This is a genomic window from Streptomyces asoensis (assembly GCF_013085465.1).
Taxonomy (GTDB): domain Bacteria; phylum Actinomycetota; class Actinomycetes; order Streptomycetales; family Streptomycetaceae; genus Streptomyces; species Streptomyces cacaoi_A.
On record NZ_CP049838.1, the window covers coordinates 1,596,191 to 1,608,875 of the forward strand.

A 12,685-nucleotide genomic window follows, 5' to 3' on the forward strand; every position below is an offset into this window, starting at 1 on the left:
GAACGATCGGGTCACGCTCGAACATGTGCACCGAGGCGTCGTCCGTGTCGGTGAGGGATCATGCGGAGCATGAGCGACGACCACACACACGTTCAGGAGTTCTTCGGCGCCCGGGCCGCGGACTGGGACAGCCGCTTCCCGGACGACGGTCCCGCCTACGCCGCCGCGGTCGGCGACCTCGGCCTGCGAGCGGGAGACCGTGTGCTGGACGCGGGCTGCGGCACCGGGAGGGCCCTGACGCCGCTGCGTGCGGCCGTGGGGCCGTCGGGAGTGGTCGTCGGGGCGGATCTGACCCCGGCCATGCTGACGGCGGCCGCACGGGCCGGACGCGACCGGGCCGGGCGACTGATGCTCGCCGACGTGACCGCGCTCCCCTTTCGCTCCGCATCGCTGGACGCCGTGTTCGCGGCCGGCCTCATCGCCCACCTGCCGCGGCCGGAGGAAAACCTGCGGGAGCTGGCACGGGTGGTGCGCCCCGGCGGCACGCTGGCACTGTTCCACCCGATCGGCAGGGCGGCGCTCGCGGCCCGTCAGGGAAGGCAGCTCACCCCGGAGGACCTGCGTGCGGAACCCAACCTCCGCCCGATGCTGGCCGGTTCGGGCTGGCACATGACGTCGTACGCCGACGAGGACGACCGCTTCCTGGCTCTCGCCGTCCGCGAGGCCTGAGGGCTCACACCTGCCCGGCGACCGCCCGCACGAAGGCGTCGGGGTTGTCGAACATGACGTTGTGGCCGGCGCCCGGGACCGTCACCACACGCACTCCCGCCGCCTCCAGGGCGTCCGCTCCGTCGAGCTCACCGGTCAGCTCACCCTGGAGGTAGACGCGCTCCACCGCGTCGAGGCCGACCAGGATCTCGCGCATGATCGGGTCGGACCCGCGCCTGAGTCCGACGGCGGTGCGGTGCAGAGCCCGCGGGTCGGCCAGCCGCATGGTCGCGGCCCACATCGGCCCCACCTTGCCCAGCACGCGCGCGTACCCGCTCTCGACGAACTCCTCCTCCGTGTACGAGGCGATCCCGCTGCTCCCCGCGGAGGGCGGCGGAAAGGCGTCCAGATTGGCCTCCGTGAGCACGAGCCGGGCGACCAGGTCGGGCCGGCGGTGGGCGAGGACGACGGCCACGGAGCCGCCCATGCTGTGGGCGACCAGCTCGGCGCCGGTCACCCCCGCCGCGTCCAGGGCGGCCGCCAGGGCGTCGGCGTGTTCGTCGAGTGTGTAGCCGAAGCCCGCGGGGCGGTCGCTGATGCCGTGTCCGGGCAGGTCGACGAAGAGGCTGCGCCGGCCGGCGAGTTCGGGACGGGCGGCCGCATGCGCGTGGTAGACGGCCGAAGCCGCGCCCAGTCCGTGCACGTACACCCGCGCGGGTTCCGCACCCTGTGACTCGGTCCACCGGACATGGCTGCCCGCACCGTCGAACTCGGCCTGCCGCATCGTTTCCCCCTCGGCTCGTCACCGCCGTCGATTCCGGCGGCCCTCAACATACATCGCAACCGAGGTATCTCGTCAACGCTATATTCGGCGACCGATGTACTCGATGACTGAGGTAATGCTGCATCGATGTACCACTGGTATGCGGCAGAATGCGGGCATGCTGGAGCTCGCCATCCTCGGTTTTCTGTACGACGCCCCGCTTCACGGCTACGAGCTGCGCAAACGCATCACGGCGCTGACGGGACACGTGCGTCCGGTGGCCGAAAGCACCCTCTACCCGACGATCAAGCGGCTGGAGAAGTCAGGTCTCCTGGTGCGCACCACCGAGCCCGGCGCCGTCGCCGCTCCGCGCCATGTCCTCAGCCTCACCGACGAGGGCAGGCGCGAACTGCGCCGACAGCTCGCCGAACCCGCCCAGCGCGACATCACCGACGAGAACCGCTGGTTCACGGTGCTCGCCTTCCTCCGGCACCTGGACGACGCCGCCGCCCAGGCGGCCGTGCTGCGCCGCCGACTGGCCTTCCTGGAGGAGCCGGCGAGCTTCTTCTACGAAGGTGACCGGCCGCTGCGGGCAGAAGAGCTGGAGGATCCGTTCCGGCGCGGTGTGCTGACCATCGCGCGTGCCACGTCCCGGGCCGAGCTCACCTGGCTGCGCGACACGCTCGCCTCACTGGGCGGCTGACCCACCCGGGTGCCGGACGGGGCAGCCGCGGACGCCAGGCGCCGGGCAGGTGCCCAGCTCGCCCAGCCGGTAGCCGTTCGGGTAACCCTTGATCTCCCGGTTCTGTCGCGCGTGGTGGGGTGCGCGGCGCGGCGGCAGCAGTCGCACCACGCGTCCACGCGCGCGTACCGCCGCCCGCACCAGCACGCGGGCCATGGGACTCGGAGGGGTGTAGCGAAACGCCTTCAGAAGGTGTGCGTCGAGCAGGGCGAGTGTGGCGTTGCGCAGGACGGGTGCCAGCGGCCTCGGGTACCAGGAGGCCATCAGGGTGAGCGTGGCGTCCGAGACCCGCCGCGCACCCTCGTCCCAGGCGAAGTGGGCCTCTTCGTAGGCGTCGAGACAGGCCTCGAACTCCTCGTAGGTCTCGGGGATGTCCTTGATGCCCATGCGCTGCCCCAGGGCGCGGTAGTACACGGTGCAGGCGACGATCTCGTGGCGCGACAGCCTGCGCCATCCGTAGGCGTCGATCCAACGCTTCGGCATCACGACGAAGGTGCAGAGCACGTACCGCATGTCGTCGTTGCTGATGTCGTACGAGCGGTGCATCTGGTTGATGCGCCCGACGGCCGTCCGGCCCTGCTCGCTGTCGAAGCCGTGCTCGACGACGGCGTCGAGCAGGAGCGAGGTGTCGTCGTAGCGCTTCTGGGCGCGGTCCGTGAGTTCCGCCGTCTCGGCGAGCAGGCGCCCGATGCTCGGCACCGCGTAGGTGCGGTACAGGGCCAGTTCCAGTGCGCGGGTGACGTCCCAGGGGAACTCGTACGCCGCGGTGAGTCGGTAGATCTCGAACGCGTCCTCGTACGGGTCCATCCGCCGGATCTGACTGAGCCGTTCGAAGCGCTTCACCGCACCGTCCTCCTTCTGCCGCCGGAACTCCAACTCTAGGTTGAACAGCAGGAGATGAAGGATCAGTCAGGGCAACTACGCAGGGGGAAGGCGGTCGACATGTTGGACAGGGTCCGCAAGGCCTACGGGAGATTCCGCGACGCGATGCGCGCGCGGTCGCGTCCGGACGGGGAGGGGCGTCCCGAGAAGGAGTCGCGTGGTGGTGGGAAGCGCACCCACAATCTGTTCGAGGCGGCCGCCGCGTACGTCTCGGCGTGCGCGGAGGACGATCAGGACAGGATCGACGAGGCGGCGGGCTGGGTGTCGCCGGAGGCGCTCTCCTTCGGCGTCAACGAACTGGCCTGTCGCGCGGTCATCGCGCTCGCCCGGGAGCGCGACGAGTCGCCCCGTACCGTGGCTCGTGAGCTCCTCGGACTGCCGTCGGCGTGACGCATCCGACGGCCGGGGTGGTCGATTCGCCCCGTCCGACCGGAAAGCCGCAGCTCCGGGTGTGTCGGGGAGTCGTGACAAGCGCCTTCCCGCCGCACTAGGGTGCGCGCCGTTGGACAAACCTATGGGGAGGCTGGGATGGCTGGGACGGACGAGGACGCCGTCGCCGCCGCGGACGATGCGCTCTATGTGCTCACGGCGGTGCTGCTGACGCCGGCGAAGTTCCCGAGCGCGCTGGGCGACGACTACCCGGAGGCCTGTGCGGCGCTCGGCCTCCCGCCGCTCGCCGACGGGTACGGATTGGTGCTGGGCCAGGACGGCGAGGGCGCGCGGTGGACTGTCGTCATCGACGACGTGTCGCTGGTGGCCGTCGCCATCGCGTCGTGGGACTGCGGTATGGAATACGACCTGTCGCCCGGCGAGCGGACGGTCGTCGCCGCCCTGCCCGGCTGGCCGCTGGCGGTCGCCGTCGCGGCTCCCGGCGTGCCCGCGCCGCACGATCCCGCCGCCGAGGTGGCGGACGGCCCCGCGCTGTCGCCTCCGGACACGACCACCTGGGGTCCGGCCCAGCGACGGCTGGGGGCCGACGAGATCGCGCTCCAGTGGGCCCTGTGGCGCGAGCAGATCGACGACGCGGACTTCGCCCGCCCTCAGGAGGGCAGCGCTGCGGATGCGGGTGCCGGCGCCGACCAGGGAGCCCGGGACGACGAGACGGGCGGGTCCGAGGGGGCCAACGGGGCCAACGGGGCCAACGGGGCCAAGAAGGGCACGGTGAAGGGCCACAGCGGCATCCGACGCGTCCTCGCCGAGGTACGCGCCTACGTGGACGCCCCGCCTCCGCTCGGCCGCGTCCGTTCGTCGTTCGCTCCCGGTGACGCGCGCACCCTGCGTGCCGACGGCCCCGGCTGGTCACTGGTGGCCAGGACCGACGACATCGCGTTCGTCCTGCTCGACGAGGAGCCCGGCGAGGTGCTGCCGGTCGGCCGCGGACCCGAGCTGCCCGGACTCCTCGAGGCGCTCGACAAGATGGCCGTACGGCCGCTCTGAGGTCGCAGCGATTCCTCTGCGGCCGTTCGACGCCCATGCCATGGGCACCGACGGCCTGGATGTACGGGAGGACGGGGACCGCGTCGCGGTCCCCGTCACTCAGCGGCCGAGCTCCTTGCGTGTGGCACGGCGCAGCCTGCGCCGCTGAGAGGGATCCAAGGTGAGGTAGGCCGCCGCCGGAACCCCCAGCACGATCAGCAGGGCAGCCCACCAGGGCAGCCAGATCAACAACAGCAGTCCGACCGCCACACCCCCTGCGGCGATCTTCGCGTTTCTCGACATGTGCGTCGCCTCCTTCGCGGCCACTGCCGCTCTCTGCCATGAAAACGGCTCCAGGCCGCCCGCGGTTCCGGACTCGACCCTGAGACGTCCCTGAGGTACAGCCCCGAGACGCCCCTGAGAAGTCCCGCCCCGGGTTGGCGGACCGGAATGGATCCGGGACCGGACCGGATCCATTCACGGTGCGCGTTCCTCGCCGAAGTGCTGTACCCTCGGCGACCCCGCCCCTGGTAGTCAAGTTTGAGGAGTAGTTTCATCGCCGTGCAGAGGGTTCCCGTGGAGACACCGCTCGAGATCTCCGAACTGGCACGTTGCTCCGCCGTGTTCGTGCCCGGCACCCCGGCCCGAACCGGTGGCGTCGCCTTCTGGCGACCCGACGACGACGCGCTTCCCGCCGTAGCGGGCCGACGGGTGGAGGATCTGCCCGTCGTTCGGCCTGCCGGCTCCGGGGTGGCACTCGCGCGCGTACCCGCCGTCGTGCTGCCGGTCGAGGACGCCCTGCCTCTCCTCACCCGCGCGCGTGCCGTGCCGGACGGACACCGGGCCGCCGCTTTCTGGGGCGCGGCCGCCCTGCTGGCCCTGCGGTGTGTGGCGCGCGGTCTCCTGCTGCCCGGTCTGTCACCTGAGGACCACGACGCCTGGCGGATCGGCCCGCTGGCTCCGGAGGACGTGGAGCAGGTGCGCCGACTGGCCGCCTCGATGCCGCCCGAGGCACACGCCGTACCGGTGGACGAAACCCCGCCTCTGCGCCTTCCCGACCCCGAGCGGCTGCTGCGCGCCTTCCTGGACGCCGTGGCGGACGCGCTGCCCCGCACGCCCGCCGCGCCGCTGATGACGGGAGGTCCGGCCTACGCGGCCCCGCAGCCCCGACATCTGCCGGAGCTGCGCACGTGGGCGGCCGACGTCGCCTCGGGCCACGACGCCGGCGTACGGATCTCGCTGCGGATCGAGGTCTGCGGGCTCGAACTGCCCGGGACCGAAGCCCCCAGGTTCCGGGCCGTGCCGCAGGTGCACAGTGTGAGTGACCCCGCGCTCGTCGCGGACGCCACCGACGTCTGGGCGGACTCCGGCGTCACGCGCGGGGTGTTCGGCCCCCGCGCGCGGATGGACGCACTGCTCGCCCTGCGCCGTGCGGCCCGTGCCTGGCCGGCGCTGACACCCCTGCTGTCGGCCACCGTGCCGGATGCCGTCGAACTCCTCGACGAGGAGGTGTCCGGAGCTGCTGGGCGAGGGCTCGCGGGCACTGGCGGGCGCGGGGATCGAGGTGCACTGGCCGAGGGAGTTGGCCCGCACCCTGACCGCCCGCGCGGTCGTGGGGCCGCCGGAGGAGGAACGGGGGCCCGACCGGCTCGGCGCGGACACGCCGTCCTTCCTGTCGGCGGACTCGCTCCTGACGTTCACCTGGTGGTTCGGGCTGGGCGACCAGCAGCTGACGCGCGAGGAGCTGGACCGGCTGGCCGAGGCCAACCGGCCTCTGGTGCGGCTGCGCGACCAATGGGTGCTGATCGACCCGCGGGAACTGCGCCGGGCCCGTGCTCAGCAGGACCGCGGGATAACGCCCGTGGACGCGCTGGGCGCGGCTCTGACGGGCTCGACGGAGGTGGACGGCCGACGGGTCGACGTGCGGCCCACCGGGTGGCTGGCGGCCCTGCGGGAGCGGCTGACGCGCCCCGAGACGCAGGAGCCCGTGGCGCAGCCCGCGGCCCTCGACGCCACGCTGCGCGACTACCAGCGGCGCGGCCTGGACTGGCTGGCCAGGACCACGGCCCTGGGACTGGGGTGCTGTCTGGCGGACGACATGGGGCTCGGCAAGACCATCACGCTGATCGCCCTGCACCTGCATCGCCAGACGGACGCCTCGGCGGCGGGTCCCACCCTCGTGGTCTGTCCGACCTCCCTGATGGGCAACTGGCAGCGGGAGATCGAGAGGTTCGCGCCGGGGACGCCGGTGCGCCGCTTCCACGGCCCGCGACGGGATCTGGCGGCGCTGGCCGACGGCGAGTTCGTCCTCACCACCTACGGCACGCTGCGCCTGGACGCGGGGCGGCTCGGCGAGGCGCCGTGGGGCCTGGTCGTGGCGGACGAGGCGCAGCACGTGAAGAACCCGTACTCGGCGACCGCGCGGGCGCTGCGCACCATCGGCGCACGCGCGCGTGTGGCGCTCACCGGCACCCCGGTGGAGAACAACCTGTCGGAGCTGTGGGCGATCCTGGACTGGACGACGCCCGGCCTGCTGGGTCGGCTCGGCGCCTTCCGTAGCCGGTACGCGCGAGCCGTCGAGAGCGGCGGGGACCCGGCCGCGGTGGAGCGGCTCGGCCGGCTCGTGGGACCGTTCCTGCTGCGCCGCCGCAAGTCGGACCCGGGGATCGCCCCCGAGCTGCCGCCCAAGACCGAGACCGATCGGCCCGTGGCCCTCACGAGGGAGCAGACCGGCCTGTACGAGGCCGTGGTCCGCGAGACGCTCGCGGCGATCGCCGAGGCCGACGACATGGCGCGCCGGGGGCTGATCGTGAAGCTCCTGACCGCCCTCAAACAGATCTGCAACCACCCGGCGCAGTACCTGAAGGAGGAACGGCCGAGGACCGCCGGACGCTCCGGGAAACTCGAGCTCCTGGACGAGCTGCTCGACACCCTGCTCGCCGAGGGGTCGAGCGTGCTGGTCTTCACGCAGTACGTGCGCCTGGCGCGGCTCCTCGAACAGCACTTGGCGGCGCGGGGCGTACCCACGCAGTTCCTGCACGGCGGCACGCCCGTCGCCGAGCGCGAGCACATGGTCCGGCGCTTCCAGGACGGTGAGGTCCCCGTGTTCCTGTTGTCGCTCAGGGCCGCGGGCACGGGCCTCAACCTCACGCGCGCGGAGCATGTCGTGCACTACGACCGCTGGTGGAACCCGGCCGTCGAGGCACAGGCCACGGACCGGGCGTACCGCATCGGCCAGACCCGGCCCGTGCAGGTGCACCGGCTGATCGCCGAGGGCACGATCGAGGACCGCATCGCCGACCTGCTGCGCCGCAAGCAGGATCTCGCGGACGCCGTTCTCGGGGCCGGCGAGGCGGCGCTCACGGAACTGACGGACGCCGAGCTGGCCGATCTGGTGGAGCTGCGAGGGGATACGCGATGAACCGGCACGACAGCGTCGAGGAGCGGACCTTCGCCGCGCTGCCTCCCGCGCGCGGGAGGGGGTTCGCCGAGACGTGGTGGGGACGGGCGTGGCTGGCCGCGCTCGAGGACGGCGCGCTGGACGGGGAGCAGGTGCGGACGGGCCGCCGGCTCGCGCGCGCGGGCGCCGTGGGCGCGGTGTCGGTGCGACCGGGGCGCGTCACGGCCGTCGTCCAGGACCGCGATCACACGCAGCACCGGGCCGACGTGCTGCTCGACAGGCTCTCGGACGACCAGTGGGACCGTCTTCTGGACCTTGCGGTGGAGCGGGCGGGGCACGTCGCCGCGCTGCTCGACCGGGAGATGCCGCCGCATCTGGTCGAGGACGCCGAGTCGGCCGGCATCGACCTGCTGCCGGGGCTGGGCGACCTGGAGGCGCAGTGCGACTGCGACGCCTGGGACCACTGCGGTCACACGGCGGCGGTCTGCTACCAGGTGGCGAGGCTGCTCGACCAGGATCCCTTCGTCCTCCTGCTGCTTCGGGGACGTGCCGAACAGAGCCTGCTGGACGACCTCCAGGCGCGTGGCTCCGCCGCTCGGTCCGAGGCGGAGCCGCTGCGGACCGAAGGTGGGGGTGTGGACGCGGCGGAGGCGTACGCGGCCGGGAACATCCTGCCTCCGCTGCCCGCGGTGCCCGAACTCCCGCCGGAGCCGGGTGTGCCGCCCTCGTTGGACACCGATGCCCCTCCCCCGGCCGGGGTCGAACCGGCCGCGCTGGAGATCCTGGCCGCCCGGACGGCCGCCGCGGCGCACCTGCTGCTCGCGGAGGCACTCGGCGAAGGGGCGGAGCGGCGTGCGCCGACGGCACGGTTGACCGTCGGCCAGGACGCCGTACGGCTGGCGGAGGGGGCTCTCGACGTACCTGGGACGGTGGATCGCCCCGGCGAGGCCGTGCTGGGCCGTCTCGCCACCGGATCGGAGCGCTCCCGGGCGGAGCTGGCCGCCGCCGTCCGGGCGTGGCGACACGGCGGGGTGGCTGCCCTGTCCGTGCTCGAGGAGGAGTGGGCCGTGGAGGGCGAGGCGTTCGCACGCGCGCGTGCCGCGCTGGACTCGGCCTGGGAGGAGGACGATCGGCCGGTGCTGCGGGCACGGGGGAACCGGTGGACGGTCGTCGGGACGGCCTGCCAACTGCGGCTGGGGCGGGACGGCAGATGGTGGCCGTACCGCGAGGAGGGCGGCCGCTGGATGCCGGCCGGGGATGCGGCCCACGACCCGGCGACGGCTCTGGCCGGGGCCCGGCCCGACAGCGAGGAAGCGCTTTCCTAGGCCCGGGGCTCCCTACGGCGCCAAACGGGGCGTCGGTCCGACGGGCGGCCGACGCCCCATGTTCACCCGGAGGTCGTACGGCGTTCGGGGCGTGCCCCAACTCTGGCCGCTGTCAGCGAACTTGTCGCATCTCTTCTCCTCAGGAGGCCTGATGTCCCCGCACGCCACCGGTCGGCGCCGCGTCCACCGTTCCGTCGCGGCGGGCGTACCGCTCGCCGTGCTGGCCGCGCTCGCCACCGCCGGACCGGCCACCGCGGGCACGCCCGCCCAGGAGGCGCACGTCACGCGGACCGCGACGCTCGGCGACATCCCCCTCGGGGCGTTCAGCAACGCGCTGCTGCCCGGCACGGTGGCCGACGACCGGGGCGTGGACCTCGGCGGCATCGGCAGCGACATCTTTCCGGCGGGCCGCAAGGGCGAGTTCTGGACAGTCACCGACCGCGGGCCCAACGGACAGACCAAGGTGGGCGGCACCAAGCGCCGTACGTTCCCCGTGCCCGGGTTCGATCCGGCGATCGTGCGGATCCGGGTGTCCGGCGACACGGTCAAGGTGCTCCAGGCGATCCCGGTCACCACGAAGTCGGGCAAGCCCGTGACGGGCCTGTCGAACCAGGCGGCGCGCGACGAGGCGCCGTACTCCTACGACGCGCAGACGCCTGTGCCGTACAACCCGAACGGGCTGGACACCGAGGGCATCGTGCGGGCGGCGGACGGGAGTTTCTGGCTCGTCGACGAGTACGGGCCCTCGCTGGTGCACGTCTCCGCGCGCGGGAAGGTGCTGACGCGTTACGTGCCGCAGGGGCTGAAGCTCACGGGCACGGACTACCCGGTGGTGGAGGCGCTGCCGGCGGTCCTGCTGCACCGGAAGATCAACCGCGGCTTCGAGGGCCTGGCCCAACTCCCGGGCGGCGACCTCGTCCTGGCGGTGCAGAGCCCGCTGTCGCTTCCGGACACGGACGCGGGAGAGAGTTCGCGGACCACGCGTCTGCTGCGTTTCTCGCCGAAGAAGAAGGCCGTCACCGCCGAGTACGCGTACCGCTTCGACCCGGTCGACGTGGTCGACCCGAGCGAGGACGACACCTCCGAGCTCAAGATCTCCTCGGTGGTCGCCGTGGGCGACGACCGGCTGCTCGTGGAGGAGCGCACCGACAAGGCCGCGCGACTGCACCTGGTACGACTGAGCCGGGCGGCGAACATCCTGGGCAGCCGCTGGGACGACGACGCGACGTCCCCGTCGCTGGAGCAGCTGAACGACCCCGCGGCCTCCGGAGTCCCGGTGCTGTCGAAGCGCCTGGCCGTCGATCTCGGCACGGTCGCCGGAGTGCCCGGGAAGATCGAGGGCGTCGCGCTGGTGGACCACTCCACGCTGGCCCTCATCAACGACAACGACTTCGGGATGACGGACGGCGCCGGCGCGTTCGACGCGCAGGGCCGGCTCGTCGACAGCGGTATCGAGACGACGGTCACCTACGTGCGGCTGCCGCGGGGCGTGTGAGCCACGGCACCTCGGCACGCGCGCGTGCGCTGACCGGCGGCCACGCGCACGTGGCCGCTAGGGCAGCAGCTCCTCCAGGGACGGCAGCAGTGACTCGAGATCGCTCGGCAGATCGCTCGGCAACGCGGTCGGCAGTTGGCTCGGCAGTCGGGTGGGGAGCTGCGACGGCAGTTCGGTCGGCAAGCCGCTGGGCAGCTCGACCGGAAGGCTGAAGGACGGGGCGGGAGTGGCGCCGCTGCCGGTGCTGTCGCCGCCGTTCGGCTCGTCGGCCGGTGAATCGTCGCCTCTCATCAACACGACGGCGACCACGGCTCCGGCGGTGACGAGCAGCGCGAGGACGACGAAGAGGGGGTTCCGCCGCCTTCCGGGCCCGCCCGGCGGACCCGATGGTGGTGGCGGCGACCAGCCGCCCCCGCCCGTCCCGTCGTCGGGTCCGTAGCCGGAGCGGGGCGGTCCGAAGCCGCCCGGAGGCGGCATGTCGCCCGGCGGTCCGGGCGGTCGAGGCGGTACGGGCGGCATGGCCATACCGTCCAGCGTCGCGGTGAACCGCTCGCGGCGCGAGCCCCGCACGGAAGTTGATACCGACTCATGTCATGGACCGCATGATTCCGGCGTATTCCGCGCGGAGACCGCTCGAAGCCGCGCGGAGACCATGGCGAGGACCGAGAGAGACCGAGCGCAGACCGATCGTTCGACGGCACGCGTGTGTGCACGCTCACCGGCACACACACGCGTGCGTGCCGGTTCAGCCCCGGGCGCCCAGCAGGTGGTCCATGGCGAGCTGGTCGAGGTGCTCGAAGGCCATGCCGCGGGCGGCGGCCGTCTCGGCGTCGAAGTCCTCGAAGGCGGTGCGGTCGGCCAGCAGGCTCTCCAGGCCGTCGGCGGCGGTGGCCTGGGCGAGCTCGTCCAGACGGGAGGCGCGCAGGGCCTCCTGGACCTCCGGGTCGCTGCGGAACGCGGCCGCACGCTCCTTGAGGATCAGGTAGTTGCGCATGCAGCCCGCGGCCGAGGCCCACACACCGTCGAGGTCCTCGGTGCGCGGCGGCTTGAAGTCGAAGTGCTTCGGGCCCGCGTAACCGGCGCTCTCCAGCAGGTCGACCAGCCAGAACGCGGAGCGCAGATCGCCCGCGCCGAAGCGCAGGTCCTGGTCGTACTTGATGCCGGACTGGCCGTTGAGGTCGATGTGGAAGAGCTTGCCCGCCCACAGCGCCTGGGCGATGCCGTGCGGGAAGTTCAGCCCGGCCATCTGCTCGTGGCCGACCTCGGGGTTCACGCCGTACAGCTCCGGGCGCTCCAGGCGCTCGATGAAGGCCAGGGCGTGGCCGACGGTGGGGAGCAGGATGTCGCCGCGCGGCTCGTTCGGCTTGGGCTCGATGGCGAACTTCAGGTCGTAGCCCTGGGAGGTCACGTACTCGCCGAGGAGGTCGAAGGCCTCCTTCATGCGGTCGAGGGCCACCCGTACGTCCTTGGCGGCACCGGACTCCGCGCCCTCACGGCCGCCCCAGGCGACGTAGATCTTCGCGCCGAGCTCGACGGCCAGGTCGATGTTGCGGATCGTCTTGCGCAGGGCGTAACGACGCACGTCACGGTCGTTCGCCGTGAACGCGCCGTCCTTGAAGACGGGGTGCGTGAAGAGGTTGGTGGTGGCCATCGGCACGGTCATGCCAGTGGTGTCCAGAGCCTGGCGGAAGCGCTTGATGTGCTCCTCGCGCTCGCTCTCGGAGGACCCGAAGGGGATCAGGTCGTCGTCGTGGAAGGTCACGCCGTAGGCGCCCAGCTCGGCCAGGCGCTGCACCGATTCGACCGGGTCCAGGGCACGCCGCGTGGCGTCACCGAACGGGTCCCTTCCCTGCCAGCCGACGGTCCACAGGCCGAAGGTGAACCTGTCATCGGGGGTGGGCTGGTAGCTCATGCCGCGGCTCCTTGCTTGAAGACTGTGTCGCCAACTATTTCGTCATGGCAGTTTACAAATTAGTATGCGAACGCATCTCTGGGAAGACAGATCCCGCAGAGC

The 12,685-nt window shown here is 72.4% G+C and carries 11 protein-coding genes and 1 pseudogene; 7 read left to right on the plus strand and 5 right to left on the minus strand.

Annotation, left to right across the window (positions count from 1 at the left end; genetic code table 11):
* Positions 1-69 precede the first annotated feature (69 nt).
* Entirely contained in the window at positions 70-669 is a 600-nt protein-coding gene (locus G9272_RS07065) for a class I SAM-dependent methyltransferase (RefSeq protein ID WP_171395731.1), read from the plus strand.
* Positions 670-673: 4 nt separating this feature from the next.
* Here G9272_RS07065 and G9272_RS07070 read toward each other — a convergent pair whose 3' ends face one another.
* A complete protein-coding gene (locus G9272_RS07070) occupies positions 674-1,432 on the minus strand; it encodes an alpha/beta fold hydrolase (protein WP_171395732.1) in 759 nt (252 codons plus the stop codon).
* Positions 1,433-1,589: 157 nt separating this feature from the next.
* On the opposite strand from G9272_RS07070, the gene G9272_RS07075 reads away from it, so the two are divergent.
* Complete coding sequence (locus tag G9272_RS07075) at positions 1,590-2,114, plus strand: PadR family transcriptional regulator (RefSeq protein WP_171395733.1); 525 nt, start codon at positions 1,590-1,592, stop codon at positions 2,112-2,114.
* On the opposite strand, the gene G9272_RS07080 is transcribed toward G9272_RS07075, so the two are convergent.
* Positions 2,100-2,996, minus strand: coding sequence for an oxygenase MpaB family protein (locus G9272_RS07080; RefSeq protein WP_171395734.1), 897 nt, complete (start codon positions 2,994-2,996; stop codon positions 2,100-2,102). The genes G9272_RS07075 and G9272_RS07080 overlap by 15 nt on opposite strands.
* A gap of 99 nt (positions 2,997-3,095) precedes the next feature.
* Between G9272_RS07080 and G9272_RS07085 the strand changes: the two genes are divergently transcribed.
* Both G9272_RS07085 and G9272_RS07090 read left to right on the plus strand, forming a co-directional pair.
* Positions 3,096-3,425, plus strand: a complete 330-nt coding sequence (locus tag G9272_RS07085; RefSeq protein ID WP_171395735.1) for a hypothetical protein — start codon at positions 3,096-3,098, stop codon at positions 3,423-3,425.
* Positions 3,426-3,563: 138 nt separating this feature from the next.
* Positions 3,564-4,472, plus strand: a complete 909-nt coding sequence (locus G9272_RS07090; RefSeq protein ID WP_171395736.1) for a hypothetical protein — start codon at positions 3,564-3,566, stop codon at positions 4,470-4,472.
* Positions 4,473-4,571: 99 nt separating this feature from the next.
* Here G9272_RS07090 and G9272_RS07095 read toward each other — a convergent pair whose 3' ends face one another.
* Positions 4,572-4,754, minus strand: coding sequence for a hypothetical protein (locus tag G9272_RS07095; protein WP_171395737.1), 183 nt, complete (start codon positions 4,752-4,754; stop codon positions 4,572-4,574).
* 258 nt (positions 4,755-5,012) lie between these two features.
* Between G9272_RS07095 and G9272_RS07100 the strand changes: the two are divergent.
* The 3 genes and pseudogenes from G9272_RS07100 to G9272_RS07110 all read left to right on the plus strand — a co-directional run bounded on the left by G9272_RS07100 (position 5,013) and on the right by G9272_RS07110 (position 10,671).
* Positions 5,013-7,872, plus strand: a pseudogene (locus tag G9272_RS07100) (DEAD/DEAH box helicase).
* On the plus strand, positions 7,869-9,176 hold the full coding sequence (locus tag G9272_RS07105; protein WP_171395738.1) for an SWF or SNF family helicase: 1,308 nt from the start codon (positions 7,869-7,871) through the stop codon (positions 9,174-9,176). The pseudogene G9272_RS07100 and the gene G9272_RS07105 overlap by 4 nt, the downstream one beginning before the upstream one ends.
* Before the next feature lie 151 nt (positions 9,177-9,327).
* Positions 9,328-10,671: an esterase-like activity of phytase family protein gene (locus tag G9272_RS07110; protein ID WP_171395739.1), complete on the plus strand. Its 1,344-nt coding sequence runs from the start codon at positions 9,328-9,330 to the stop codon at positions 10,669-10,671.
* 57 nt (positions 10,672-10,728) lie between these two features.
* On the opposite strand, the gene G9272_RS07115 is transcribed toward G9272_RS07110, so the two are convergent.
* On the minus strand, positions 10,729-11,196 hold the full coding sequence (locus G9272_RS07115) for a hypothetical protein (protein ID WP_253267747.1): 468 nt from the start codon (positions 11,194-11,196) through the stop codon (positions 10,729-10,731).
* A 220-nt stretch (positions 11,197-11,416) separates the two neighbouring features.
* Positions 11,417-12,583 (minus strand): xylose isomerase, encoded by a 1,167-nt coding sequence (gene xylA / locus G9272_RS07120; protein ID WP_171395741.1) that lies wholly within the window; start codon positions 12,581-12,583, stop codon positions 11,417-11,419.
* Positions 12,584-12,685: the final 102 nt, after the last annotated feature.

Excerpts from the sequence above, each read along its gene's own strand:
- G9272_RS07065 (WP_171395731.1), top strand. The coding sequence starts at position 70 with ATGAGCGACGACCACACACACGTTCAGGAGTTCTTCGGCGCCCGGGCC.
- G9272_RS07070 (WP_171395732.1), bottom strand. The coding sequence starts at position 1,432 with ATGCGGCAGGCCGAGTTCGACGGTGCGGGCAGCCATGTCCGGTGGACC.
- G9272_RS07075 (WP_171395733.1), top strand. The coding sequence starts at position 1,590 with ATGCTGGAGCTCGCCATCCTCGGTTTTCTGTACGACGCCCCGCTTCAC.
- G9272_RS07085 (WP_171395735.1), top strand. The coding sequence starts at position 3,096 with ATGTTGGACAGGGTCCGCAAGGCCTACGGGAGATTCCGCGACGCGATG.
- G9272_RS07090 (WP_171395736.1), top strand. The coding sequence starts at position 3,564 with ATGGCTGGGACGGACGAGGACGCCGTCGCCGCCGCGGACGATGCGCTC.
- G9272_RS07095 (WP_171395737.1), bottom strand. The coding sequence starts at position 4,754 with ATGTCGAGAAACGCGAAGATCGCCGCAGGGGGTGTGGCGGTCGGACTG.
- G9272_RS07105 (WP_171395738.1), top strand. The coding sequence starts at position 7,869 with ATGAACCGGCACGACAGCGTCGAGGAGCGGACCTTCGCCGCGCTGCCT.
- G9272_RS07110 (WP_171395739.1), top strand. The coding sequence starts at position 9,328 with ATGTCCCCGCACGCCACCGGTCGGCGCCGCGTCCACCGTTCCGTCGCG.
- G9272_RS07115 (WP_253267747.1), bottom strand. The coding sequence starts at position 11,196 with ATGGCCATGCCGCCCGTACCGCCTCGACCGCCCGGACCGCCGGGCGAC.
- xylA (WP_171395741.1), bottom strand. The coding sequence starts at position 12,583 with ATGAGCTACCAGCCCACCCCCGATGACAGGTTCACCTTCGGCCTGTGG.